At 58.9% G+C, this 25950-nt stretch carries 24 protein-coding genes; 3 read left to right on the forward strand and 21 right to left on the reverse strand.

The features are described from left to right. Nucleotides 1-8 precede the first annotated feature (8 nt). On the reverse strand, nucleotides 9-929 hold the full coding sequence (gene ctlX, locus NOR97_RS06185) for a citrulline utilization hydrolase CtlX (protein ID WP_257600567.1): 921 nt from the start codon (nucleotides 927-929) through the stop codon (nucleotides 9-11). Beyond that, complete coding sequence (gene rocF, locus NOR97_RS06190; protein ID WP_257600568.1) at nucleotides 929-1849, reverse strand: arginase; 921 nt, start codon at nucleotides 1847-1849, stop codon at nucleotides 929-931. The genes ctlX and rocF overlap by 1 nt, the downstream gene beginning before the upstream one ends. 86 nt (nucleotides 1850-1935) lie before the next feature. Between rocF and NOR97_RS06195 the strand changes: the two genes are divergently transcribed. Next, nucleotides 1936-2364 carry an Lrp/AsnC family transcriptional regulator gene (locus NOR97_RS06195; protein ID WP_170344639.1) on the forward strand — a complete coding sequence of 143 codons (429 nt, stop codon included), beginning with the start codon at nucleotides 1936-1938 and terminating at the stop codon, nucleotides 2362-2364. A 117-nt stretch (nucleotides 2365-2481) separates the two neighbouring features. Next, nucleotides 2482-5091 carry a bifunctional lysylphosphatidylglycerol flippase/synthetase MprF gene (gene mprF, locus NOR97_RS06200; protein ID WP_306979544.1) on the forward strand — a complete coding sequence of 870 codons (2610 nt, stop codon included), beginning with the start codon at nucleotides 2482-2484 and terminating at the stop codon, nucleotides 5089-5091. Between the two features lie 3 nt (nucleotides 5092-5094). Here mprF and NOR97_RS06205 read toward each other — a convergent pair whose 3' ends face one another. The 6 genes from NOR97_RS06205 to NOR97_RS06230 all read right to left on the reverse strand — a co-directional run bounded on the left by NOR97_RS06205 (nucleotide 5095) and on the right by NOR97_RS06230 (nucleotide 9828). Continuing rightward, on the reverse strand, nucleotides 5095-6645 hold the full coding sequence (locus tag NOR97_RS06205) for an efflux transporter outer membrane subunit (protein ID WP_257600569.1): 1551 nt from the start codon (nucleotides 6643-6645) through the stop codon (nucleotides 5095-5097). A gap of 11 nt (nucleotides 6646-6656) precedes the next feature. Then, entirely contained in the window at nucleotides 6657-7802 is a 1146-nt protein-coding gene (locus NOR97_RS06210) for an HlyD family secretion protein (RefSeq protein WP_170344637.1), read from the reverse strand. A 21-nt stretch (nucleotides 7803-7823) separates the two neighbouring features. After that, the gene (locus NOR97_RS06215; RefSeq protein ID WP_170344636.1) at nucleotides 7824-8186 is read right to left on the reverse strand and encodes a DUF3302 domain-containing protein; all 363 of its coding nucleotides are present in this window, start codon (nucleotides 8184-8186) and stop codon (nucleotides 7824-7826) included. Between the two features lie 35 nt (nucleotides 8187-8221). After that, the gene (locus tag NOR97_RS06220) at nucleotides 8222-8791 is read right to left on the reverse strand and encodes a disulfide bond formation protein B (protein ID WP_170344635.1); all 570 of its coding nucleotides are present in this window, start codon (nucleotides 8789-8791) and stop codon (nucleotides 8222-8224) included. Nucleotides 8792-8801: 10 nt separating this feature from the next. Further along, the gene (locus NOR97_RS06225) at nucleotides 8802-8957 is read right to left on the reverse strand and encodes a DUF5993 family protein (RefSeq protein ID WP_170344634.1); all 156 of its coding nucleotides are present in this window, start codon (nucleotides 8955-8957) and stop codon (nucleotides 8802-8804) included. 109 nt (nucleotides 8958-9066) lie between these two features. Further along, nucleotides 9067-9828: a DeoR/GlpR family DNA-binding transcription regulator gene (locus tag NOR97_RS06230; RefSeq protein WP_257600570.1), complete on the reverse strand. Its 762-nt coding sequence runs from the start codon at nucleotides 9826-9828 to the stop codon at nucleotides 9067-9069. A gap of 180 nt (nucleotides 9829-10008) precedes the next feature. On the opposite strand from NOR97_RS06230, the gene glpD reads away from it, so the two are divergent. Then, complete coding sequence (glpD, locus tag NOR97_RS06235) at nucleotides 10009-11607, forward strand: glycerol-3-phosphate dehydrogenase (protein WP_257600837.1); 1599 nt, start codon at nucleotides 10009-10011, stop codon at nucleotides 11605-11607. Between the two features lie 57 nt (nucleotides 11608-11664). Here the strand turns inward: glpD and NOR97_RS06240 are convergent, their stop codons facing one another. The 13 genes from NOR97_RS06240 to NOR97_RS06300 form a co-directional block, all read right to left on the reverse strand. Beyond that, nucleotides 11665-14802, reverse strand: coding sequence for an efflux RND transporter permease subunit (locus tag NOR97_RS06240; RefSeq protein WP_170344632.1), 3138 nt, complete (start codon nucleotides 14800-14802; stop codon nucleotides 11665-11667). Nucleotides 14803-14805: 3 nt separating this feature from the next. Next, nucleotides 14806-15906 carry an efflux RND transporter periplasmic adaptor subunit gene (locus tag NOR97_RS06245; RefSeq protein ID WP_374041617.1) on the reverse strand — a complete coding sequence of 367 codons (1101 nt, stop codon included), beginning with the start codon at nucleotides 15904-15906 and terminating at the stop codon, nucleotides 14806-14808. A gap of 303 nt (nucleotides 15907-16209) precedes the next feature. Continuing rightward, nucleotides 16210-17955, reverse strand: a complete 1746-nt coding sequence (gene metG / locus NOR97_RS06250; protein WP_257600571.1) for a methionine--tRNA ligase — start codon at nucleotides 17953-17955, stop codon at nucleotides 16210-16212. A gap of 33 nt (nucleotides 17956-17988) precedes the next feature. Continuing rightward, entirely contained in the window at nucleotides 17989-18153 is a 165-nt protein-coding gene (locus NOR97_RS06255) for a hypothetical protein (RefSeq protein WP_257600572.1), read from the reverse strand. Nucleotides 18154-18212: 59 nt separating this feature from the next. Further along, nucleotides 18213-19442 carry an MFS transporter gene (locus NOR97_RS06260; RefSeq protein WP_257600573.1) on the reverse strand — a complete coding sequence of 410 codons (1230 nt, stop codon included), beginning with the start codon at nucleotides 19440-19442 and terminating at the stop codon, nucleotides 18213-18215. Nucleotides 19443-19522: 80 nt separating this feature from the next. Continuing rightward, entirely contained in the window at nucleotides 19523-20119 is a 597-nt protein-coding gene (locus tag NOR97_RS06265; RefSeq protein WP_170344627.1) for a YceI family protein, read from the reverse strand. After that, nucleotides 20116-21330, reverse strand: coding sequence for a CynX/NimT family MFS transporter (locus tag NOR97_RS06270; protein WP_257600574.1), 1215 nt, complete (start codon nucleotides 21328-21330; stop codon nucleotides 20116-20118). The genes NOR97_RS06265 and NOR97_RS06270 overlap by 4 nt, the downstream gene beginning before the upstream one ends. 62 nt (nucleotides 21331-21392) lie before the next feature. Beyond that, nucleotides 21393-22013 (reverse strand): ImuA family protein, encoded by a 621-nt coding sequence (locus tag NOR97_RS06275; protein WP_257600575.1) that lies wholly within the window; start codon nucleotides 22011-22013, stop codon nucleotides 21393-21395. A gap of 48 nt (nucleotides 22014-22061) precedes the next feature. Further along, nucleotides 22062-22643 carry a TIGR02281 family clan AA aspartic protease gene (locus NOR97_RS06280; RefSeq protein WP_170344624.1) on the reverse strand — a complete coding sequence of 194 codons (582 nt, stop codon included), beginning with the start codon at nucleotides 22641-22643 and terminating at the stop codon, nucleotides 22062-22064. Nucleotides 22644-22685: 42 nt separating this feature from the next. Beyond that, nucleotides 22686-23303 carry a MarC family protein gene (locus tag NOR97_RS06285; RefSeq protein WP_171116313.1) on the reverse strand — a complete coding sequence of 206 codons (618 nt, stop codon included), beginning with the start codon at nucleotides 23301-23303 and terminating at the stop codon, nucleotides 22686-22688. Between the two features lie 2 nt (nucleotides 23304-23305). Continuing rightward, nucleotides 23306-23695 carry an ACT domain-containing protein gene (locus NOR97_RS06290; RefSeq protein WP_257600576.1) on the reverse strand — a complete coding sequence of 130 codons (390 nt, stop codon included), beginning with the start codon at nucleotides 23693-23695 and terminating at the stop codon, nucleotides 23306-23308. Then, on the reverse strand, nucleotides 23692-25542 hold the full coding sequence (locus NOR97_RS06295; RefSeq protein WP_257600577.1) for an ABC-F family ATP-binding cassette domain-containing protein: 1851 nt from the start codon (nucleotides 25540-25542) through the stop codon (nucleotides 23692-23694). The genes NOR97_RS06290 and NOR97_RS06295 overlap by 4 nt, the downstream gene beginning before the upstream one ends. A gap of 60 nt (nucleotides 25543-25602) precedes the next feature. Beyond that, nucleotides 25603-25878, reverse strand: a complete 276-nt coding sequence (locus tag NOR97_RS06300; RefSeq protein ID WP_257600578.1) for a hypothetical protein — start codon at nucleotides 25876-25878, stop codon at nucleotides 25603-25605. Nucleotides 25879-25950 lie beyond the last annotated feature (72 nt).

A 25950-nucleotide genomic window follows, 5' to 3' on the forward strand; every position in this document is an offset into this window, starting at 1 on the left:
GTGCTCTCCTATCGGCGGGCAAGGTGAACGCCTGCAATCATGCAGCGCACGGACCCACCGGCGGTTTCAATTGTTGGAACGGACAGCGTCAACGGTGTTGCACTGTTCTGGATTGTTGCGATTTGGTCTGGTGTGAGGGCGGCGAGTGCCCTGCTGGACAGGGCCAGCACCAACCCATCACGCCCGGTCAGTTCAATGGCGTTACCTGCGAACTCGGCGATTTGGTCGTGCGTCAGGTCAATGACCGTTCGACCGGATTCTTCCAGCCGGTTGCGAACGGTCACGCGGCGAGCCGGGTCCGATATCATATCGAGGCAGATCAAGGCGTAATGCGTGCCGATACCCATCAATACGTTGGTGTGATAAACGTCCCGGCCCTTGGCATCGCGGGCCTCAAAGGCGATTGGCTCATAGTTGAAATGCGTGCAGAACCGTTCCAACAGGACCGGATCGGCGCGATTGGACGTCACCGTGTAAGCGATGCGGGCCACGTGATCCAAAACCATCGCGCCGGTCCCTTCCAGAGCCAGGTTGTCTTGTTCCAACCCGGAATAGTCGATGACATCCTGCACGCGGTATTCCTGTTTGAGCAACTCGATTACATCGGTCCTGCGTTCGCGTCTGCGCGATGGCACGAACATCGGGTAGATCGCCACATGGCCGCCGGGATGCGTTGAGAACCAGTTGTTGGGAAAAACGCTGTCAGGTGTGTTGAGGTCGCCGAAATCGTCAAACACATGAACAGTGACTCCGGCGTCGCGCAATTGCTGCACCGCCCGATCATGTTCATCCCTGGCCGCGTCCGATGTCGCCTCGGCGGAAGCAGTGCTCAGCGTTTGAAAGGCGTTGTCATCACGTGTTTCCGGGTTGGATGCAAAAGCGTGTGGCCGGATCATGACAACGGCGGATGGCGCTTGAAGTGACAGCATCAGAAACTCCGGGTTGGGCGATCGAAGATACGGCGACCCATCAGAGAGGCGGCCAGATCGACCATCAGTTTTGCGGTTCGGCCCCGGTCATCCAGAAACGGGTTCAGTTCGACCAGGTCCAGCGAGCAGACAAGCCCGCTTTCGTGCAGCAGCTCCATGGCCAAATGGGCTTCACGCTCGGTCGCACCACCGGGCACGGTCGTGCCGACTGCGGGTGCCACTGCCGGGTCGAGGAAATCGACATCCAACGACACATGTAGCAAAGCGTTTTCTGCCCTGACGCGATCCAGAAAGGCCAAAAGGGGGGCTTTGATGCCGTTTTCATCGATGCTGCGCATATCTGCCAGCATGGCGCGGTCGTGTTCCAGCGCCGCCCGTTCCGCCGGGTCGACAGAGCGCAACCCGATCATGCCGACGCGATCCGTCGGTATGACGGCGGGCAAAGGGGGAAAGTCCTCGAATCCGGGCCTGCCGGTGAAATACGCCACCGGCGTGCCGTGCAGGTTGCCGCTGCCGGTACTGTCCGGAGTGTGAAAGTCGCTGTGGGCGTCAAGCCATAGTACGAACAGGGGGCGATCGATCCGAGCAGCATGGGCGGCCATCCCGGCCACCGTCCCCATGGACAGGGCGTGATCACCCCCCATGAAAATGGGAATTCCCTGACCTGCCGCGTCTTGCGCAACCTTGCTGAGAGCGCGCGTCCACCCCACACATTCGGGCAGGGCGAACAGGTGCGGGTGTTGGGGAATGTCGACGATCTCGGCCTGCACGTCGCCCCAATCGTGAACGGTGTGACCAAGATCAGACAGCGCTTGATCCAACCCTGCCACGCGATACGCATCAGGGCCCATCCGGCATCCCTGACGACGTTTCCCGGCGTCCATCGGGGCGCCAACCAGTATGATATCCTTGAGTTCCATGTGTTCATTTAGGCCGTCGGACTGTCTTGCGTGAAGTCGGCAAATTGCTCAAAATGGTCTCGGAAAATCCTTTATGAGAACGAGCTATGGACGAATTGGACAATCGGCTGCTCAATGCGTTGCAACGGGATGCACGGGCAAGCCTGTCAGAGCTGTCGGAAACACTGGGCGTGACGCGCACCACGGTGCGCAGCAGATTGCAGCGGCTGAAACAGTCCGGTGAAATCGTTGGCTTCACCGTCCTGACGCGTCGCGATCTGGCGCAAAGCCCGGTGCGCGGGTTGATGATGCTCGAGATTGAAGGGCGTGGTACGGAACGCGTGATGGCCCGGATCGGAGCCATGCGTCAGGTGACGGCGGTTCATTCGACAAATGGCAGTTGGGATCTGATCGCCGAGATCAGCACCGAAACCCTGGCCGAACTGGATGAAGTTCTGTTTCAGATACGAAAAATCGACGGCGTGACGCGTTCGGAAACGAACCTTCTGCTGTCAACACGCAAGGGGCGGCTCTAGCGCTTTGAGATAAAAACAAAATGTGCCAGTGTTGGTCTGCAGGTGAAGTCTTGATGACCGACGGGCGAGTGAGCCGGGCGTGGTATCTGTGATCGGAAACTGGCGGGGACGTGCAGCATGACCAATGCGGAAAGTGACGGTGAACCTCTGGCCGTGCACTGGGTTGAAAAGCTCACGGCAATGTTGGAAAAACCCTGGTTGCGGATTGCAATACCGGTACTTGTGACCGGGATCGCACTGACGGTTTTGCATGATTTGTCGGCGCATGTGAAATGGTCGGATGTCCAGACCGATGTCGCGATGACGTCGTGGAAGCTTATGCTTTTCGCCTTGCTCTGGACCGCGTTCAGTTTTCTTTCTCTGTCGCTCTATGATGTGTTTGCCGTGCAGAGTGTGGCAGGCGGCAAAGTGCCTTTGCCTGTAGCCGGATTGGCAGGGGCCAGCGGCTATGCCGTATCGAACTGCCTGGGGTTTTCCTACATCACCGGAACGGCGATCCGGTATCGGATATATGCGTCACTGGGTTTGGATCTGGGGCGGGTGGCCGGGGTCATCGCAACGTCCTGGGTTGCGTTCTGGATGGGGCTTGTTCTGGTTCTGGGTGTGTTGCTGACCGTGCATCCGGACGGAATCTCCAAAGTGATGCCTGTCAGCGAAACGGTGGAAACCGCCATCGGATTGTGCCTTCTGGGGGCATTGGTCGCGATGTTCATATGGTTGTCCAGCGGGGGTAGGCGATTGGCCGTCGCAGGTATCGGATTTGACTTGCCGGGTGGCAAACTGGCCAGCCTTCTGACACTGGCCGCTATCGGAGATCTGGTTGGCGCGTCCATGGCGCTCTATGTCCTGATGCCGGACGATCTGGGCGTCGGCTATCCCTATTTCTTCACGATCTACATCGCCGCCATCGCCGTTGGAATCCTCAGCCACGCACCGGGCGGGCTTGGGGTATTCGAAGCCACGTTGATCGCGGGGCTTGGGGCGTCGGGGCGTTCGGATGTGATCGCAGCCTTGTTGCTGTATCGGGTCGTTTACACCTTCTTGCCCTTCGGTATCGCCAGCGTGTCCATAGCGGTCGCGTCGGCACTGACGCAGAGGCACAGGATCGGCGGGGCCGCGACATGGGTCTATCGGGTCATCCGCCCCATCGTTCCCATGGTTGCAGCCGGGGTTGCGGCAGTGGCCGGAGTGATCCTGCTGGTGTCCGGAGCGTTGCCAGCGGGCACGCAGAACCTTGGCGTTCTGAGAGAGGTTTTGCCGCTGTCGTTCGTCGAGGCATCGCACCTTGCCGGCAGTGCTGTCGGAGTGCTGCTTTTGCTGGTGTCTCGCGGTTTGTTTCGAAAGCTCTACCGCGCATGGGTGGTGGCAATGTTGTTGATGGTGGCCGGGTTCTTTGCCTCGCTGGCAAAGGGGCTGGACACTCACGAAGCGCTGTCGATGCTGGGCACGATTGGCCTTCTGGCCATGTTCCGCGGGGCGTTCTACCGGGTCAGTGGCGCGTCTATCTTCAGGCTGAATATTCCCTGGTTGGTCAGTGTCGTGGCGCTGCTGGCGGTGATATTCTGGATCGGACTGTTCGCCTATTCCCATGTCGAGTACCAGAACGCCCTGTGGTGGGAATTTGCCTGGAACGGAGATGCTTCGCGCTTTTTGCGCTCCAGCCTCATCGTGGCGGTGATCGTGGGGGTCGTGGCCGTGAACTCTCTGTTCGGGCGAGAGATTCCGACACCTGTGCGCACGGAAATCCCCGGAGTGGTCGAAAGGCTGGTGATGGAGAGCGAAGATACCGAATCCCAAATCTCGCTTACCGGTGACAAACAGTTCCTGATTTCACCGGATGAGACCGCTTTCATTGCCTATGCAGACACGGGCAACGCTCTGATCTCGAAGGGAGAGCCGGTCGGCGATGAAGCAGCGGGGCGGCAATTGATCTGGCAACTCAGGGAAATGGCGGACCGAGAAGGCAAGCTGTGTGCCTTCTACAGTGTTTCAACCAAATACCTGCCGACATTTCTGGATCTGGGCCTGTCGATCCTGAAGATCGGCGAGGTCGCGCGGGTGCCGCTCAAGGATTTCTCGCTGGACGGAAAGTCGCGCAAGCGGTTCCGGCAGGCCAGGAACCGGGCCGAGCGGGAGGGCTATGTATTCGAGATCATTCCGAAAGAAGACCTGGCCCCGGTCTTGCCGGAATTGCGCGCGATTTCAGATCATTGGCTGGCGCAAAAGGCAGGTGCCGAAAAGGGTTTTGCGCTTGGGGGATTTGACGATCAGTACCTGTCTTATTTTGATCATGCGGTTCTGCGTGACGGTGAAACAGGCAAGATCATGGCCTTCGCCAACCTGTTTCAGGGCGGCAACAAATCCGAGCTGTCACTGGATTTGATGCGCTATGAACCTGACAGCCCAAGCTTTGTCATGGACGCGCTGTTTGCAGAGATGATGAACTGGGGATCACAGCAGGGGTTCCATTGGTTCTCGCTGGGTGCGGCGCCGTTCTCAGGCATCGAAAACCGTCAACTTGCCTCGCTTTGGAACCGCATCGGCGGCTTTGTCTATGAGCATGGCGAGCAGTTCTATCATTTCGAAGGGCTGCGCGCCTTCAAACAGAAATTCGATCCGGAATGGAGCCCCAACTATCTGGCCAGCCCCGGCGGGCTGGCCGCGCCCCGCATCCTTTACGAGGTCAATATCCTGATCTCGGGTGGTCTGCGCGGGTTGACCAAGTAGCGCCTAGTTCAGGCTGGCTCGGGTCGGGGTTCTTTCAAGCAGATCGCCCCAATCGGTGCGATAGGCCATTTCCGCCAGCACGGTTTCAGGCAGAAATTCCTGGTTCTGACGGATTTGCCATCCGCCGCCCAGACCTTTGTAAACCGCAACCAGATTGCTGGACACCTGCTGCCGCGCTTCGATCAGGTTTGCCTGCGACCGCAAAAGCGCGGTCTGGGTGTTCAGAATGCGTGAATAGCTGGCGATACCGTCCCTGTACTGGCTGACGGCGATATCAGCGGCCTTGCGTGAGGCATCGACGCTTTTCTGATAGAATCCAACCTGTTTGCGCGCCTGTGCATAGGCGACCATTGCGCTTTCCACCTCGGAATACGCGGTCAGTACGGTGTTCTGGTAATTGGCGATCAGCGCCTGATAGGCAGCGTCCTGAGCGCGGACATTGTTCTTGATGCGGCCATAGTTGAGCACGTTCCAGACCGCGCCGGCACTGGCCAGACCGGTGGTGCTGTTGCCGCTGAACAGATCGCGCCCGCCCGATGCCTGCAAACCGATCGCGCCCGATAGCACGAACTGAGGATACAGGTCAGCCATTGCGATGCCCACCTGCGCCGATTGAGTCGCGGCGGCCAGTTCTGCCGCGCGGACATCCGGGCGGCGGCGCAGAAGTTCTGCCGGCACGCCAACGGCCACATTTGTTCGCGCAGACGGGATACGGCCAGAATTTCCCAGAAGGCTGGTCATCCGGGACGGCGTGGTTCCCAGCAGCACGGCCAAAGCATTCTTGGTCTGTTGCAGGTCGCTTTCCAACTCGGGCACCAGGGCCTTGGTATTGTTGAGCAGGGCTGTGGATTCCTGAACATCCAGTTCGGTCGTGACTCCGTTGTTGAACCGCAGCTGTGTCAGGTCCGCCGATTCCTGCTGCAATTTGATGTTTTCCCGGGCGACCGCCAAAGATTCCTGCAACGCGCGAATATTGACGTAGAGCGCGGCAACGTCGCCGGTCAGTGTCACCAATGCGTCATCATAGTTTGCGACCTGCAAGGCCAGATTTGACCGAGCCGCCTGAACACCGCGCCGCTGCGCGCCCCAGACGTCCAGTTCCCACTGGGCATCGAACCCAACCTGCGACGTCGAAAACTCGGTATCCAGGGGGATGATCCGGTTGATATCGGCAACAGGCCCTAGGTTGTCGCTGATTTGCCGTCTCTGCAACGACCCGCCAATCGCTTGCGATTGTGGATAAAGCTCCCCAAAAGCGATCCCCAACTGCGCCCGCGCTTGCAGCACCCGTGCCCCCGCGACCTGAAGCGTCAGGTTCTGGGCATAGGCCTCGGCAATCAGCCGGTTGAGGGTCGGGTCATTGAATGTCTCCCACCATTTCACCACGGGTGCGCTGCGCGATGTCAGGCCGCTTTGGCCAACGCTGGGGCTGTTTACCTCGATCCATTGCTTCACGACCGGAGAGTTCGGGCGCACGAAATCGGGCCCCACGGGCGTGCAGGCCGCGAAAGTGGCGGCGCAAAGAGCGGTTCCCATCAACCGGCGGAGTGTCATGGCGCGCATCCTCAGATATCCAGTGGTCGGATGAAGTTGGCGAAGGAATAGAGACGGATGTTGATGCGTCTCAGGAACTCAAAGCTTTTGCCCTGTCCGGTGTAGATCGCCACTGCGGCGTGGCCGCCAGCCGGGAAAGTGTGCCCTTCAGGGACATCGACGGTGATCTGCACGGCAATTCGACCGGGCAGTTTCGGCAGTTCAAAGCCGGGCAGGCGGCCTGAAGGGATCAGTTGCCCCTGGCGCGTGGCCCACCAGATCGCCTCGACCTTGCCCGTCAGGATTTCGCCCGGGTAAAGATCAAGCGCCACTTCGACCTCTTGCCCCGGTTCCACGAATTTCAGGTTCTGCTGGCGAAAGGTCGCAAGAATATAGGGGCTGTCCTCGGTCACGAAACTGGCGATCGCGCCCAGTCGCACATCGCCCACGACCAGCCCGGGGCGGGCTTGCTGCGATACGATCATGCCGTTTTCAGGCGCATAGATCGTTGTGTTTTCGAGAAAATACTCAGCCTCGGCCAACTGCGCCCTTGCCTGAAGAATACCCGTGTTCACACCGTCTATCTGGGATTCCACAGCCAGCTGTGCTTTTTCCAGGTTTGCTTCGGCCTGTTTGACGGCAGCAAGGTCTTCGGTCACCTGCTCGTTCCAGCGGTCCAGTTCGTCTTGCCGCGCTCCACCGGCGGGCACGAGAGTTTCATAGCGCGCTTGCTGAGTCTGCGCATAGGCCAGTTGCGCGTTTGCGCGTTCAACAGCTTCGGTCGTCGCGATCACATCCTGTTCCAGAATCTTGGCATTCTGTTCAGCGGCGACCAATTGCGCCTTCGCATTGTCCACAGCCAGTGAAAACACCGTGTCGTCAAAGCGATAGAGCGGATCACCCTTGGTGACCGGTGTGTTCGGTTCCACAAGAACTTCGGTCAGGATCGTCGGCTGTGTCAGTTTGGGAATGATCTGTATGGTCGAACGCACCACGTGGCTGTCGGCCGAGAAGGGTTGAAAGAACCGCAATGCGACCAGAAAAATCAGCAGCAGATGCGCGCCAACCCAAAAGGATACGATGCCCCAGGCGATGTTGAATTTCAGCAGTTCCAGCTTGAAGAAAATAAGCCAGACGAAAATGATGTAAAATAACGTGATGCCAAGGGCGACGAACATGTTTTGTGACTTCCTTTGGCCTTAGCTTTGTTGGGGATCGTCTGTGTCCAGACGATCTTGATATTCAGGCCGGACATCACCACCCAGACGTTTGATTTCATCACGAATGGCGTCTTTTTCCTCGTCAGGGCCACGGCGAATGTCGACCGTAACGCCATCATGGAACGCCCACATAAAGGCATGGACCCAGGGCACCACGGCCAGAAATCCCATCCAGCCCATGATCTTTACCGCCTCGGCATGGGGATGGTTGCGTTTGATGGCGATCCGACCCGGAAGGCCCATGAGAAAGAGAAACAGTGCCATCACCGCCGCCAGAAGCAGGATCAATGCCACGAAAGTCAGATAGTCATAGTAGCCAAGCGGCTGTCCCAATAGTCCCATGCTCGCGCCTCCTTTTGGGGAAGGTTACGGTATCTTCAGTTGCCGGCGTCCAATTCGTCAATCAACTTGTAGCTTGTCGGCGGGTCGGCGCAGATACCCGGTCCGCATTCCAACAAGGTTGAACCCGCATTCAGCACCGCCAAAGCCAGCATGACGAAAAACGCGATCTTGGCCAGAGTATTTCCGCCGAACCTTGGTTCCTGACCAGAAGGGTCGGCGTATTGGCGATCAAACAACAGCATGATCGATGTGCCCAGCAACACAAGGAAAAAGGCGATCCCGGCCCAGGTATAGTAGTGCAGGCCCAAAACAGGTGAGCCATAGTGCCCGGTGCCGGGTACGATATGCAGAAGAATTTGGCGGATCGATACAGTGCCGCCATACAGGGCCGCAATCAGCACGATGGCATAGTGTTGCGGCCGTGGACCGTAGAGCAGGTTCAAACCAAGCCCCACGCCGACGGCAACGAACCCAACACGTTGCAGCAGGCAAAGCGGGCAGGGCAGTTCATACAGGACAAGCTGATAGAAAAACGCCAGCGCCAGTACAAGGCAGACGGCAAGCATACCGATCGCGTTGAGGGTGCGGGACAGTTCAGGTGTCATGGCAAGCCCCTCAAAGTTGAATTGTCAGCGGTGTGGTTGCGTGGAATTTCAGCCAGTAGATACACATGGCCAACGTGACGAAAAACAAGGCGTTGCCCGCCCTGGTCAACTTGAAATAGTTCAGCCCCATCGTGGCGATAAACAACGAAAACAAAAGCGCAATCATGGCCCGGTCCTCCCCTCCCGTGCACAAATTCCTGTATGAAGGATAGTGTCAGGCCGGGTCCCATCTGGCAAGCCGCGCAACTTGCCCGAACGTTGTTGTTTGCCCGCCTCTAGTCGCAGATGATGACGTCTGTTTGCCACTCGCGACAGTGCTCTGGCAGCTTTCCGGGCAGGGGAAGGTCGGTATAGACCGTGTCAAGTTCGGCGATTGATCCTATTCGCGCCGGAGCCGAGCGTTGAACCTTCGAATGATCGGCAACTAGAAAAGTGCGGCGCGCCTGTTCGATGATGGCCTGGCTGACCTGAACCTCCTGAAAGTCGAAGTCCAAAAGATCGCCATCCGTGTCCAGGGCCGAACATCCTATGACAGCGATATCGAACTTGAATTGCCGGATGGCCGATACAGTAAGGTTGCCGATCAGACCCCCATCAGACCGGCGCAGAACGCCACCGGCCAAGATAACTTCGCAGTCCGGGTTTTCGACAAGGATGTTTGCGACGTTCATGTTATTCGTCACCACCAACAGGTTTTTGTGGTCTAGCAATTGCCTTGCCACGGCCTCGGTCGAGGTTCCGATATTCATGAAAATTGACGCGCCATCGGGGATATCAGCCGCACATGCCTGTGCGATACGGGTCTTGGCCTCCGCGTTCAGCGCGCGGCGGTCTTCATATCCGATATTTGAAACGCCTGATCGCAGAACGGCGCCCCCGTGAACCCGGTCCAGCTTGCCCGCATCTGCAAGCTCGGTCAGGTCGCGCCGGATTGTCTGAACGGTGACACCAAAGCGTTCAGCAAGCCCGTCGACGGTAACGCGCCCTTCGGTGCTGGCGATTTCCAGAATGTCGGATTGGCGAAAGGACAAGGACATGGGCGGTTCCGGTGCAGAGGATTGGTTTTCGTTTTTGTTCTTTTTGTTGATTTAGGCAAGCCGGATTGCTGAAAAATCATAACAGAGTTGCAAAAGGAAAATAAACGAACATAAACATTGACGAAGCGAAAGCCATTCTGGCTAATGCCCGCAACCGGGTCAGGCAGGGAATCAATGGATATGCAGTCAACGGACAACCAGATCACAGACCTTTTCATCATCGGTGGCGGGATCAATGGCTGTGGAATTGCTCGGGACGCCGCCGGGCGGGGTCTTTCGGTGATGCTGGCCGAGATGAACGATCTGGCTTCCGCCACATCTTCGGCCTCAACCAAATTGTTTCACGGCGGATTGCGATACCTTGAGTATTTTGAAATTCGGCTGGTGCGTGAGGCCCTGATCGAGCGTGAAACCCTGCTGCGCGCCATGCCACATATCAGCTGGCCAATGCGTTTTGTGCTGCCCTACCACAAGGACATGCGGTTTGATTCCGAAACGCCGACCTCGCGGTTGCTCAGCACGGTCATGCCGTGGATGCGCGGGCGGCGTCCGGCCTGGCTGATCCGGTTGGGCCTGTTCATGTATGACAATCTGGGCGGGCGCAAAATCCTGCCGGGAACGACATCATTGAACCTGCGGTCGGCACCGGAGGGGGCCCCGTTGCAGGACAAGTTCGAAACGGCTTATGAATATTCCGATTGCTGGGTCGAAGACTCGCGACTGGTGGTCCTGAATGCGCGTGACGCCGAGGCACGCGGCGCGCAGATCATGGTGCGGACCGAGGTGACCTCGGCCGAGCGGGTCGGTGATCTTTGGGAAGTGTCCATTCGGGATCGAAGCAGCGGTGAGACCCGTTTGGTCCGGGCCAAAATGCTGATCAATGCAGGCGGACCCTGGGTGGGCGACATCATTCAAACCAAGATCCGCGTGAACTCTCGCGAGGGCGTACGGCTTGTGCGGGGCAGTCATATCGTGACGCCCAGGCTTTACGATCACGACAAATGCTACTTTTTCCAGGGTGAAGATGGCCGCATCATTTTCGCCATACCATACGAGCAGGATTTTACTCTGATCGGCACAACGGATCAGGACCATCCGGACCCGGCCACGAAACCGGTCTGCACCGAAGCCGAGCAGGATTACCTGTGCGCCTTCGCATCGAAATACTTCAAACGCGCCGTGACCCGCGACGATGTCGTTTGGACCTATTCCGGCGTACGGCCTCTTTATGATGACGGGGCAAGCAGTGCCACTGCCGCGACACGGGATTACACGTTGAAAGTCGACGCGCAGGGCGGGGCGCCTGTTTTGAATGTGTTTGGCGGCAAGATCACAACCTATCGCAGGCTTGCAGAAAGCGCGCTTGAGAAGGTTGGAGAGTTTTTCCCGAACCTGCCCGGCCCCTGGACCGCTGGTGTCGCTCTGCCGGGGGGGGATTTTCCGGTGGATGCTGTCGAAACCCTGAAAGGCGATCTTCTGGCGGCCTATCCCTTTTTGACCGATACCTGGGCTGCCCGCCTGATCAGAGCTTACGGGATAGAAGCAAGGGATATTTTGGGAGATGCGAAACAGGTATCCGATCTGGGAGAGGACTTTGGCGCGACCCTGACCGCGCGAGAGGTCGCTTGGCTGATGGACAAGGAATATGCCCGCTCCGCCGAAGATGTGGTTTGGCGCCGCAACAAATTGGGCTTGCGGCTGAGTGCCGAACAGATTTCGCGGATCGATCAATGGATGTCCGCACGGTCTGAGGATGAAAGCCAGCTTAAAAACGTCTGAAGCCGATTAGCGGAATTGCATAAAAGCCCCACCAGCTCAGGTGGGGCTTTTATTTGCTCAGGCGGCTTCTTCCGTAGGGTCGGGGTCCTTTTTGCTGCCCTTCAACCATTCTCGCAAGCCCTGCATCAGGGCGTAGAGCACGGGCACCACGATCACTCCAACCAGCGTCGCGGCCAGCATCCCGCCGAACACCGCGACACCGATCGCTTTCTGACTGGCGGCACCGGCTCCGTTCGCGGCCAGCAGGGGGACAACACCAAGGAGGAAGGACAAGGCAGTCATCATCACAGCGCGGAAACGCTGATACGCAGCCTCTGCGGCGGCCTCTTTGATGGAAAGCCCCTTGGCGCGTTGCTCCATGGCGAACTCGACGATCAGAATACCGTTCTTCGAGGCCAGCCCCACAAGCATGATCATTCCGATCTGCGTATAGAGGTTGATGTCACTGCCCACGATGGCCACCGCCGCCACGGCCCCAAACAAGGCCACGACAACGGAAAGCAGGATTGAAACAGGCAAGGTCCAACTTTCGTACTGACCCACCAGGAACAAATATCCAAACAGGATGGCGAGCCCGAGGATGATGATCACCAGACTGCCCGAGGCCAGCTGTTGCTGTGCCGTCCCTGTCCATTCGAACGCATAACCCGGGGGCAGGGCGGTTGCGGATTCCTCGGTCATCACGTTGATTGCGTCGCCGCTGGACAAGCCGGGTGCAGGGACGGCCGTCACCGTGGCAGACCGGAACAGGTTGTGGCGCTTCAGCAGAACCGGACCCAAAACGTTTTCCACGTCGATCAGTGTGCCCAGCGGCACCATGTCGCCGTTTTGAGAGCGGACATAGAGGTTCGCGATATCCTCGACATTGTCCCGATAGGTGCCATCGGCCTGAATCATCACGCGGTAGACGCGGCCGAACAGGTTGAAGTCATTGACATAGTACGACCCCAGTTGTGCCTGCATGGTCTGAAAAATCTCGGCGACCGAGACATTCAGCGTTTTGGCTTTTTCGCGGTCCAGATCAACGAACAGCTGCGGGACGTTGGCGCGGAAGGTCGTATAGGCCTGCCCGATCTCGGGCCTCTGATTGGCCGAATATACGAACGAACCCACGGCCGAGGCCAGATCCTGCGGTGTGCCACCGCCGGTTTGCTGAACCTCCATTTCTACGCCCGCTGACATACCAAGACCCTGGATGGGTGGTGGGTTGAAGGCAAGGATCGAAGCTGCTGATTCACCATTCGCAATCGCCAGTACCTTGGCCAGAATGGCATCAGCGCTCAGATCGTCTTCTTGCCGTTCGCTCCAATTGTCGAGATTGACGAAAATCGCAGCGCCATTGGTGATCGTGCCGTTCAGCATCGAAAAGCCGTTGACAAGAACCGTGCTCGCAACGCCCGGGATTTCGCTTATCTGTTCGTCCAGACGTGCGGTGACCGCCTCGGTCCGTTCCAGTGTTGCAGCATCCGGCAGCTGAACATCAACGAACAAGTACCCGTTGTCCTCAAGCGGGATAAACCCGGCAGAGGTGTTGGACATGATTGTCCCCGTACCAAAACCAAGACCGACAACGATGGCCAGCGCGATGGCAGGGAAAACCAGCAGTTTTCGTACAATTGCCACGTAGCCGTTGCGCACGGTGCCGATGAAGCTTTCGAACATCGCAAGCACCCCTTTGGGAGGTCCGGATCTGGCACGCAGGACCAACCCGCACAGGGCAGGCGAAAGGGTCAGCGCGTTGATGGATGAGATAACGACTGCGGTCGAGATCGTGACCGCAAATTGGGAATACAACCGCCCCGAGATGCCGGGCATGAACGTCACCGGCACGAACACCGCCAGAAGAACCAAAGTGGTCGCGATGACCGGACCCGTGATCTGGCCCATGGCTTTTCGGGTCGCTTCAGCAGGGGGCAACCCTTCATCCGCAATGATGCGCTCCACGTTCTCGACGACGACGATGGCGTCGTCCACCACGATACCAATGGCAAGCACCAGGGCGAACAGCGAGATGGTGTTCAGGGACATCCCAAATGCCAGCAGGAAGGCAAAAGTGCCGATCAGGGACACCGGAATTGCCACCGCCGGAATGATCGTTGCGCGCCAGCTTCCCAGGAACACGAACACAACCGAAATAACCAGAATGAAGGTCAGGATCAGGGTCGAGACCACGTCGTTCAAAGAGGCCTCGACAAAGTCGGTCGTATTGAAGGGCACATCATATTCGACATCCGTCGGGAACGCGCGGGACAGCCGTTCCAATTCCGCCTGCACACGTTCCGATACCGCCAAAGCGTTTGCACCGGGGGCCTGATAGATGCCGATGACCGTGGCAGGAACCGCCTGAAAATAGCCCGAAGCCGCATAGTACTCTGCGCCAAGCTCAACCCGAGCGATGTCTTTGACGCGGACGATGGCGCCGGCGTCACCGGTTCGGATCACGATGTCACCGAATTCTTCTGCGGATGTCAGGCGGCCTTTGGATTTGATCGTGTATTGAAACGTCTGCCCTTCGGGAACGGGTGGCGCACCGATCGAACCGGCGGACACTTCGATATTCTGTTCCCGGATTGCATTGATGACATCCCCAGGTGTGATGGACAGCGCCGCCATCTTGTCCGGGTCCATCCAGATCCGCATGGCGTATTCAAGGTTGGTCAGAACATCGGCCTTGCCGACGCCCTGCACACGCGCCAGCGCATCGCGCAGATTGATCGAGGCATAGTTCGACAGGAACACACTGTCATAGGTCCCATCGGGTGAGGTCAGAGTGACCAGCATCAGCATGTTGGTCGAGGATTTCTGTGTCACGACGCCGGACGAAGTGACCTCGGCTGGCAATGACGACATGGCCTGCGCCACCCGGTTTTGAACGTTGACCGATGCGATGTCGGGATCGGTGCCCACCTCAAAGGTCACATCCAGCGAATAGGACCCGTTGTCCGACGATCTGGACGTCATGTAGATCATGTCGTCCACACCGTTGACCTGCGCTTCAATCGGCGCGGCAACGGTGTTTTCAACGGTTTCGGCATTTGCACCGGTATAGGTGGTTGAGACGTTGACCACAGGCGGCGTGATATCCGGAAACTGCGCGACCGGCAGTACCAGGTACCCGATGCCGCCCATGATGGTCAGCACCAGTGAGATGACAAGCGCCAGCTTGGGGCGGCTTATGAACAGGGCTGAGAACATCTGTTACTCTCCCGGCTGCTCAGAGGCCACGACCGCGTCAACAGCGACACCGGGGCGGACCCGCTGCAAGCCCTCGACAATGACGCTTTCACCTTCACGCAGCCCGTCCAGCACAATAATCGCAGTATCAAAAGTGTCACCTGTTGTGATGTAGCGCTGTTCAACCATTTGCTTGTCGTTGACCACCAGGACAAAATCGCCCCGCTGATCGCGCTGCAAGGCGGCTTGCGGCACCAGAACCTGCAAGGTCGGTTCAAGCGCTTCGATCTGCACATTCACGAAAGCGCCGTCCAGGATCAGCCGGTCCGTATTGTCGAATTGGGCCCGCATCGTGATTGCTCCGGTCAATGGGTCGATACGGTTGTCAACGAATACAATTCTGCCGGTTTCATCCAACTCTGTTCCATTGGGCAGTTTGACATGGACGTTTGGGCTTTGCGGACTATCCGCAAGAGAGGCTGAGTTTTCGCCAACGGTCTGCAAAACCGAGGTAAAGAGCTTTTCGTTCAACGAGAAATTCACGTAGATCGGCGACTCGCTGACGATATTGACCAGAGGAGGGTTGTTTGGGCCAACAACATCGCCGACGCTTGTGGTGATCCTGCCGATACGGCCATCAAATGGTGCGTGGATCTGCGTATAGCTCAGGTCAAGCTCGGCCTGCCGGATCGCAGCTTTGGCTGCTTTCACCTCTGCCTCTGCGACCAGTTCATTGGCGCGGGCAATGTCGCGTTCCGATTCCGGCGTCGCGTCACGTTTGTAAAGCTCTTCTTTACGCGCCAGATCAACCTTTGCCAGCTCAAGATTCGCTTCCGCCCGGTTCAGATCGGCCTTTCGGGCCTCAAGCGTGGCCTCATACAGGTCGGGTTCGATGGTAAACAGCAGGTCGCCTTCCTTTACCGTCGCTCCATCCTCGACTTCGCGGCTGTTGAGAAACCCGTTCACGCGCGCCACGATATCGACTTTGTTGATTGCCTCGGCGCGCCCGATGAACGTGGCCTCGTCGGTGATTTCCTCGGTATAGGCCGCCGCTATGGAAACCTTTGGCGGTGCCCCTTCTTCTTGCGCGATCGCAGGATGCGCCAAACCCAAGGACATCAGCATGAATACGGCGGCCAAATGCCTGCTGGTCTTGTTGGGCGAAATGAATGCTGGGGACATGGCGAAAGCCTCGTTCGATGCAGAAACAAAAGATACCGACCCGGTCGCCAGGGCGACCCGAGTCGGAGGAACTTGGTCTCAGGATGACTTTTTTGTGCCGATATCTCAAGCGTGATGAATCTTGAGTCGATCGGGGCCGATGTCAAAAATTTCAGCACTTATGCTGGCTTAGGTCCCGGCGTGGTCATCGGGCCCGAACGAGAAGGGGGCCGGAATGGCCCCCCCTGGTTCTTGGTATCGGATGGTTCAGTCGCGGGTCCCAGCGAATTTCTCTTGCCATTCTTCACGCTGTTCATCCGTTATTTTGGCGAACAGAACGTCGGGCACGGTGAAGTCGTGGCCGGACGGCAAAGCGTTCAACGCAGTGGCGACATCATCCGGCCAGCTGGTATCCAGCGTGTTCATCGCGCTCAGCATACGGGCCGAGGTGTCGGGGATGAACGGCGCGCTGAGAACGGCGTAAAGCCGGATCAGGTTCAGACCAAGACGTACCTGCGCGGCGGCCTGCTCGGGGTCTTCCTTGAACGTGGACCACGGAGCTGCGGCCTGTAGATATTCATTTCCTGCAACCCAGATTGCCCGTAGCTCCTGCGCGGATTTGCGAACTTCCATCGCCTCCATGTGGCCTTCATAGGCGCGGACGCGTTTGGTGAGCTCTTCGATCAAGGCCTGCTCGCGGGGGCCGAACTGTCCACCGTCGGGCACGGCCTCACCAAATTTCGAGCGGCAGAATTTGGTGATCCGGCTGACAAAGTTGCCCAGAACGTCTGCAAGGTCCTTGTTCACCGATTGCTGGAAGTTCTCCCATGTGAACTCACTGTCGCTGCTTTCCGGCGCATGGCTCAGCAGCCACCAGCGCCAATAATCGGCGGGCAGAATGTCCAGCGCCTGATCCATGAACACGCCACGGCCCTGGCTGGTCGAAAACTGGCCGCCGTCATAGTTCAGGTAGTTGAACGATTTGATGTAATCGACCAGCTTCCAGCGTTCGGGAGATCCGGTCTCTTCATTATGCGTATTGGTGCCCAGGATGGTGGCCGGGAAGGACAGCGTATGGAACGGCACGTTGTCCTTTCCCATGAACTGGACATAGCGCACATCATCCGCGCCCTTGTCGGTGCGCCACCAGCGTTCCCAATCCGCATCGGCCCTTCCGTTGGCGTCCGCCCATTCCTTGGCGCAGGCGATGTATTCAATGGGGGCGTCGAACCAGACGTAAAAGACCTTGCCTTCCATCCCCGGCCAATCCTGATCGCCTTTTTTGACCGGCACACCCCAGTCCAGATCGCGGGTGATGCCACGGTCCTGCAAGCCGTCACCGTCATGCAGCCACTTCTTGGCAATTGACGTGGTCAGGACCGGCCAGTCCGTCTTGCTGTCGATCCACGCATCCAGCTTGTCCTTCATCGCGGATTGGCGCAGATACAGGTGCTTGGTTTCACGTACTTCCAGATCGGTCGACCCGGAAATGGCCGAGCGCGGCTCGATCAGGTCCGTCGGATCCAACTGCTTGGTGCAGTTCTCGCACTGGTCGCCGCGCGCGCGGTCATAGCCGCAATTGGGGCAGGTGCCTTCGATATAGCGATCAGGCAGAAAGCGGCCATCGGCGTTGGAATAAACCTGTTTCTCGCTGACTTCGCGGATGAGGCCCGCGTCATCCAGCTTGCCCGCAAAGTGCTGGGTCAGGCGCTTGTTCTGTTCGCTGGACGAGCGGCCGAAGTGATCGAAGCTGAGCCCAAACCGGTTGGCGATATCGGCCTGAATCGCATACATGTCGGCGCAGTATTCCGCCACCGGCTTGCCAGCCTTGGCCGCCGCCAACTCGGCGGGTGTGCCGTGTTCATCCGTGGCGCACAGGAACATGACCTCGTTCCCCCGGCCGCGCTGGTAACGTGCATACAAGTCGGCAGGCAATTGCGAGCCGATCAGATTGCCGAGGTGCTTGATCCCGTTGATATAGGGGATCGCCGAGGTGATGAGAATCCGAGCCATGATCCGTTTCCGCGTAACTGTCTGCGCGCCCGTCTACATGATGTGATCGTCCAGCAAAAGCCCGACATTGACCTGCAAGTCAATTTGGACGCCGAATGGTCCGAAATTCGCGCTGCCCCGGCGGTCTGGTGCGCGTTCCCGGACCTGCGCAATCGCAACGCGCTGAATCTGAGATGGACAGACCCGTCCGTGTTTCATGCAAGGCCTACCGAAAAGACCGGGCCAATCACGAAAGGCATACAAAAACCAGCGGGTGTCTAGTTTTTCGAGTTTTCCCGCGACCGTTTCAAAAGACGACCAATCGTGAATGAGGTCCGCGGGGCGTAAACATAATTCGTGCGCTCCTCGGGGGTGGGGCGGGACCGCATCCGCGCCAGACCAAACACGATCAGGAAGACATGCCCGAACGCCACGAAGGCAAAAAGGGCACCGGGCCCAAATTGCTGGATCAGAGTCGAGGTTACGTAGGGCGATGCAATCGCCCCCAAGGCAAACCAGAACATCAGGGCCGCAGACAGCTCCACCCGTTCCTCGGTCGTGGCGAAGTCATTTGCGTGGGCGGAAGAGACCGAGAAGATCGGGAAGGTTGTCAGGCCAAAGAAGACCGCCGCCGACATGACGCCGATCGTTCCGGTGCCGCTTGCCGCAATGGTGACGCCGCAGCTGAGTACCGCGGCAGCCGACAGCCAGATCAGGACCCAGCGCCGGTCATATTTATCAGCCAGCCAGCCGACGGGATATTGAGCAAGCGCACCACCCAGTACGAAAGAGGCCAGGAAGAATGCGATCTGATCGACGCCAAGGCCGACCTCTTGCCCGTAAACCGGACCCACCATTCGGAACGAGGCCGAGCTGAGCGCGGCCACGATCACGCCTGCCACGGCCAAGGGTGAGCTGCGCCAAGCCAGCTTGGGTTTCAGGCGGGGCGCGTCAGGTGTTTTGGGCTGGCTTGCTTTGGTCAGGGTCAGCGGCAGCAGCGACGCACAGCACAGGATCGCCAGCAGGTTGTACGAGACGTAAGAGGCCGGGGGCAGAACGGCGATAATCAACTGGGCGCACAGGGACGCGCCCATATCCGCGATCCGGTACGTGCCCATCGCACGCCCCCGGGTTTCATTTGTGACCTTTGCGTTCAGCCAGGCCTCGATCACCGTGTACGCGCCTGCCACGCAGGTGCCCGAGGCCACACGCAGGGCGGCCCAGATATATGGGTTTTCGGTCAGCGTATGTCCGATGAGGCCCATCGCGCCCAACGCGGTGCAAACTGCAAATGCGCGCGAATGACCAACATTGCCCATCAGACGGGGTGCCCACCAGCAGCCGATGAAAAACCCCAGAAAGTGCGAAGATCCCAACAGGCCGATCTGTTCGGTCGTGAAATCCAGCGTGATGCCCGATATGGCATCAAGTGGCCCGACGCCTCCTGTCGAAAGCTGTAGCAGAATGACTGAAAGAAACAGGGCGGCAAATGAAATGATCGTGCGCATGGTGGTCTCAGATTGGCAGGGTCGCCGCACAATGCGCGCATCAATTCGACTTTCGCGAGTCGTTTTTTGCCGTTCGGCGGTCAGGTCGCTCGGATAATCTCTGCGTGGATGTCCAGGCCGACAGTGTCATGAACCAGGTCAGGATAGCCCGAAGCGCCGAAGTCGTGCCGGTTCAGGGCGCCCTTCAGGCCAATGGTCAGACGGCTCAGATCGTTCACTTCACTTCCCGCCTGCCGGTACAGATTGGCCTCCAACGTGATCGGGCGGATCACGCCGCGGACCGTCAGATCACCCGTGATCCGAGCGCCATCCGATATTCGCCCTTCCGGGCCCAACTGTATGTCCGTTGACACGAACCGGATCGTTGGGTGCTGTTTCGCGTCCAATACGCTGGGGCTGAGCATGGGCATACGGGCAAAGGGCAGCCGCGTTCTGGCTTTGCTGACGTCCAGTGTTACTGTGACCTGACTGTTCTGTAGCCGACCTGTGTCAATCTGAACATCGGCGGTCCGGATCGGCATTGTCCCTGACTGAGCCACCCCCGCAAGATCAAAAGTGAACCCGATCCGGGTGCCTTCATCCGACAAGATATATGGCCGCAATGCGGCATGTGCCGCCCGGGTCAGGGGCAGGGTTGCCAACCCGGCAAGCAGGCTGCGACGGGTCAGAAGGGTCATGCCATAACCCGTTCTCGTCCGGGGCGGGATCTCCTGAGCAGCATCAGAACGATCGCAATGTTCAGGCCATTCCAAAGAATGCCATTCACGAACGCCAGTTGGTAGTTTCCGGTGAGGTCGTATATCCACCCTGACATCCAGCCGCCGAGAGCCATGCCAAGAATGGTCATCATCATGACGAACCCGACCCGCGCGCCAGCTTCCTGCGGCGGCATGTATTCGCGGACAATCAGCGCATAGCTGGGCACGATGCCGCCCTGTGCCAGGCCAAAGAGCAGGCTGATGGCGTAAAGCGATACCATTCCGTCGTAGGGCAGGAACAGGAACAGGGCGATGCATTGCAGGAGCGAACCGATCAAAAGCGTCATGACTCCGCCCAGCCGGTCAGCCAGCAGACCTGAGATGATGCGGCTGACAACGCCACCCAATAGCATCAGCGACAGCATCTCGGCCCCGACTGCGGGCCCATATCCCAGCCCGACGCAATACGAGACGATATGAACCTGCGGCATCGACATGGCGACGCAACAACCGATCCCGGCCAGGCCCAGAATATATTGCAGTGCGCGTGGTGATACACCGACGCTTCGTGCATTGATGTGGGCGGATGCCGCAGCGGTGCCGTGTGCCTCGACCGGCACCCTGCGGCGTAGCAGCAGCGACAGGGGAATGACGACGACAAGCGTCAGCACGGCGAGCGTCAGATAGACCTGTTGCCATCCATCCCGCGCCAGAATTCCGGACAGCATGGTGGGCCAGATGGCGCCGGACAGGTAATTCCCACTGGCGACCAATGCGACGGCAATGCCGCGCCGTTTCATGAACCAATGTGAGATATCGGCGATCAGCGGGCCAAACCCAATCGACGTGCCCAGCCCAAGCAAAAGATGCGCCGCGGATAGCAACATTATGCTCGGTGCCAGCGTTGCCAGCACATAGCTCAGCGCGCTCAAGACGGCTGCTCCGATCAGGGCGCTGGTGACGCCCAGCCGGTCCACCAACTGCCCCAGCCACATATTGCCCAGGGCAAAACCGATCATCGCCAGAGTGTACGGCATCGAGGCTTCGGCACGACCGGCCCCGAATTCGGCTTCAACTGCGGGCATGACCACGATTACCGCCCACATGCCCACATTCGCCACTGTTGCAATGGCGAGCGTGATCAGAAGGCGAAGCCAGGAATAGCGGCTGTCATGGATCGGATGGCTCATGTGGTGACGCTAGGGCGCGGCCCGGGTTTTGACCAGTCACATCTTGCGTGATTCGCGTGGCTTTATGCCGGTGTGTCTTCGGTTTCGATCCGTTCCAGATGCAACCCGGCACGGGCGGCGGTCATGGTGGCCTGCCATGTGACCTGGGGCAGGGCGCGGGCGCGGCGGCGGGTCAGGGTCCAGATCCGAGCCTCTTCCCGATGGGTGGCCGCCATGTGCCAGCGCGTCTCAACCCCTTGCGCGCCACCGTCTCCGGGTGTCAGCAGCAAACCAAGCGGAGCCCGCCCCATCGCCCCCCCTTGTTCGGCGGCCAGATGCATCCGGCGTATCGGTGTCAGCCCCGGCGCGCCGGGCAGGTCGCCGACGATCAGCGGAATGGCCCCGCTGCGCAGCGCCTCCTCCAGACACCACAGCAGATCCTCGGCACGGGTGGGCAGAACAAAGATGAACCGGGCCGGATCGGCAAAGGCCATCATCCCATCGGGGTTCAGCTGGCCGGGTTCCCACGCGGGGGAAATCCACAAGACCGGCCCCTGTGTCTGACTGGCCAGCCACATGGCAAAGCTGCGCCGGGCGGGGCCGCACGCCTCGTGCACGCGGCCCAGTTGCAGGGTGATCTGCGGATGGAGGCTTACCCCCGGTGCCTGACGCGCAGGTTTGTGGCCAAGAAGCTGAGTAGACATGCCGGAACACTAGCATGTTCTATTTTTGTTCTCAAGCGGCCAGGGCCGTCAACGGGACAAGATCAACTTGCCATTTGCAAATTGGACGCTCGAGAAACGATGCAGGTATTCCATCCCCAAAAGCGATTTATCCAGTTCGCCTTCATTGACCCAGGCCGATACGTTCTGATCGGTAATGGGGCCTACGGTCAGGGTCTCAAGCCGCACCGGCGCTGTGCGGACCTCGCCGTTGGCAGTCAGGGCGCGGCCGAAATAGTTCAACTGATCAGGATCGATACCTACGCGCGCAGCGTCCTGAGCGCTGAGCACGATCTGGCTGGCGCCGGTGTCGACAAGAAAGTTGATCGGCTCACCATTTACCAAAACCGGAAGGTAATAATGACCATCATAGGCACGAGGCACCTCGATCGCGTTGCCGGTGACGGTCATCTGCGGGGCAGGGCCAACCGAAGACCGGATGTCTTCCCACAGGCCGATGACGGCGATGACGCCAACGAAAATGAACACCCAGGCCATCACCTGCTGCAACGTCTTGTTCAGCGACTGGCGGTTTTGCGAAACGAACCAGAACGCGACGGCCAGCCCAAGCACGACCAGATAGACCAGTTGTCCGATATCGACGCTGTCCACAGGGTTCACCCCACTCAAGTTGCACGTCACATATATGGGGGTTTAAGACGCAAAACCAAAGGCCTTGAGGCCATCGAGAATGAACTGCACCGACAAGGCCGCAAGCAGCATTCCCAGCAGCCGGGTCAACACGTTCAGCCCGGTCTTGCCCAAAATCCGTGCGACCGCGCCAGAGGTCAGATACATCACGAAGACCATCGCCAACACAACCAGCATCACGCCGATGACAATAGCAAGGCCCTGAATGCCCGGCTGCTGGCCCGCAAGCAGAATCATCGTTGCAATCGATCCGGGGCCTGCAATCAGCGGGATGCCCAGGGGAAAGACGGACGGGTCCGGGTGTTCCTCTTCCTCGGCGCTGCTTTCGCGTCGCTTGGTGCGGCGTTCAAACAGCATATCCAGCGCGGTCAGGAATAGCAGGACACCTCCTGCAACGCGGAACGCTTCCATCGAGATGCCAACAAACCCCAGAAGGGCTTCGCCAAAGGCGGCAAACAGGGCCAGGATGAAACCCGCCGTCAGGCAGGCCCGAATGGCAATGGAGCGGCGCGTATGCCAGTCCATACCCTGTGTCAGCGCCACGAAGATCGGCGTTTGCGCGGGCGGATCAAGGACCACGAAAAGCGTTGTGAACGCGGTAATCAGAAATGCACTGTCCATTGCTATCTGCTGCTCCGTTGCAGGTCTTGCAGGATACGCATGGCATCTTGCGAACACCCTGATGGGACATAGACGTGATCGTGGTGATACCCCGCGACCATGTTTGCGGGAATGCCGGTGCCAGCCAGCGCGCTGGAAACGGCGGCGGTCAGACCAACACCTTCCAGCGAGGAATGAACCTGCAACGTGATGCATCGCATCGCGACGGCACCTTGCGGTGCCGCACTGATCGGGACGATGAGAGACAACCCTTCGTCCTCGACACAGCTGGCCCGCGTGCCCCTTGGCCAGGGTTTGTCTTCAGGCCATACGACAAAGGCAAACTCACCGGGCTGCAAGTGGGGATGCATACCGGCAATTATAGCGTCGGTGTCTTTGACGGGTGTTTTCATGCTGTTTCTGCCTGTTCAAGCCGTTCGGCGGCGGCGATCCATAAAGCCTCGGCTTTTTGCATGGCCTCGGTGACTTCGGTGAACTTGCGGTTCCAGGTTTCTAGGTCGTTGATCCTGTCGTCCTCGTACAGCGCCGGATCGGCCAGTTTGGTCGAAAGCTTGTCATGCATTTCCGCCAGCTTCTCGATCCGGTCCTCGCATTTGCGCAGATCCGCGCGCAAGGCCAATATCGTCTCGCGCGGGGGGCGTTTCGATTTGGCCGTCCGGGGCTTTTCCCTGACGGGTCTGTCGCGCGCCAGCAGCAGGGACCGATAGGCTTCAAGGTCGCCGTCGAAAGGTTTGACGGTACCGTCCGAAACCAGCCAGAGACGATCCGCGACAAGGCTCAGCAGATGCATGTCGTGGCTGACCAGAACCACCGCGCCGGAATAGGCCGTCAGCGCCTCGACCAGCGCCTCGCGGCTTTCGATATCAAGGTGGTTGGTCGGCTCATCAAGGATCAGCATATGGGGCGCGTCGATCGTGGCGAGCAGCAGTGAAAGGCGCGCTTTCTGTCCGCCCGACAGACGTCCGACCTCGGTTTCCGCCTGATCCGCGTTCAACCCGAAACCGGCCAGCCGCGAACGCCACTTGCCGGGCGCCTCGTCGGGGCGCAGACGGCGCAGGTGGTCCAGCGGTGTTTCGTCCACATAGAGCTCATCCACCTGATGCTGCGCAAAATAGCCGATGCGCAGCTTGCTGCTGCGGGTCATCTTGCCCGCCAAAAGGGGCAGCCGGTCCGAAAGCAGTTTGGACAGGGTCGACTTGCCCTGTCCGTTCTTGCCCAAAAGCGCGATTCGGTCATCCTGATCGATACGCAGGTTCAGGCGGCGCAGCACTTCGGTTTCGCCATAGCCTGTGACGCCACCTTCGATCTGGATGATCGGCGGCGACAGTTCCTCGGGTTCCGGAAAGCTGAAGGCGCGCAGGGCGGCCTCTTGTGGGGTCGAGACCAGTTGGATGCGTTCGATCATCTTCAGGCGCGACTGGGCCTGAACGGCCTTCGACGCCTTGTAGCGGAACCGGTCCACAAAGCTTTGCAGATGTGCGATGCGGGCCTTGGCCTTGGCGTTTTCCGATTCCGCCTGTGCCAGCCGTTCCGCACGGCGTTCCGCGAACTTGTCGTAGGGCACGGCGTAATAGGTCAGCTTGCGGTCTTCCAGATGCAGGATCGACCCCACGGCGCGGTTCAGAAGGCCGCGGTCGTGGCTGATGATGATCACCGTGTGCGGATATTTGGCCAGATAGCTTTCCAGCCACAGCGCGCCTTCGAGGTCCAGATAGTTTGTCGGTTCGTCCAGCAGCAGCAGGTCGGGCTGAGAAAACAGCACCGCCGCCAGCGCAACGCGCATCCGCCAGCCGCCCGAGAAATCCGAACAGGGGCGCTGCTGGTCTTCGTCGTCAAAGCCCAACCCCTTGAGGATCGAAGCCGCGCGGGCCTCGGCGGACCAGGCGTCGATATCGGCCAGACGGGTCTGAATCTCGGCGATACGTGTCGGGTCTTCGGCGCTTTCGGCCTCGGCCATCAATGCACTGCGTTCGGTATCGGCGGCCAGAACCGTGTTGATCAGCGAAACGTCAGAGGAGGGCACCTCTTGCGCCACACCGCCAATCCGAGCGCGCTTCGGGACCGAGATATTTCCCGATTCCAAAGCCAACTCGCCCCGGATCAGGCGGAACAGCGTGGTCTTTCCGGTTCCGTTCCGACCGACAAGGCCAACCTTGTGACCATCGGGAATCGTCGCGGTTGCGCCATCAAACAATGGACGACCTTCAACGGCATAGGTGATGTCTTCGATCCGTAGCATGGGCCGAGCACTGAGGCACGGCCCACGGCTTGTCAATGGGGGCAATGGGCCAATTGGCCGTCAATCCAACACGCTGGCAGCCTTTTCGAATGGGTAGGATTTGAACCCGACCAGAGACTGATCGCCGTCCTCGCTGAAAGCGAAAACGTGTATTTCGTCATGGTGCACGGTCGCGCGGCAGAAAGTTCCCGGGCCCTGCAACGCCACGGGACATTCCTCGAGGTCGACATGCGGAACCGCAGTTTCGAACAGTTCATATTCCATCGGCAAGGGGGCCTGATCTGCCAGCGCGGATGAGGCAAGAAGACAGGCGAGGATAACGATTTTGTATGTCATGGTCGTGTCTTTCACAGGTTTCGGAATCTGTTCGCAGAAAGAAACTTACAAAAATAGTCAGAATTTTGAATC

The sequence above is a fragment of the Ruegeria sp. YS9 genome (genome assembly GCF_024628725.1).
Taxonomy (GTDB): domain Bacteria; phylum Pseudomonadota; class Alphaproteobacteria; order Rhodobacterales; family Rhodobacteraceae; genus Ruegeria; species Ruegeria atlantica_C.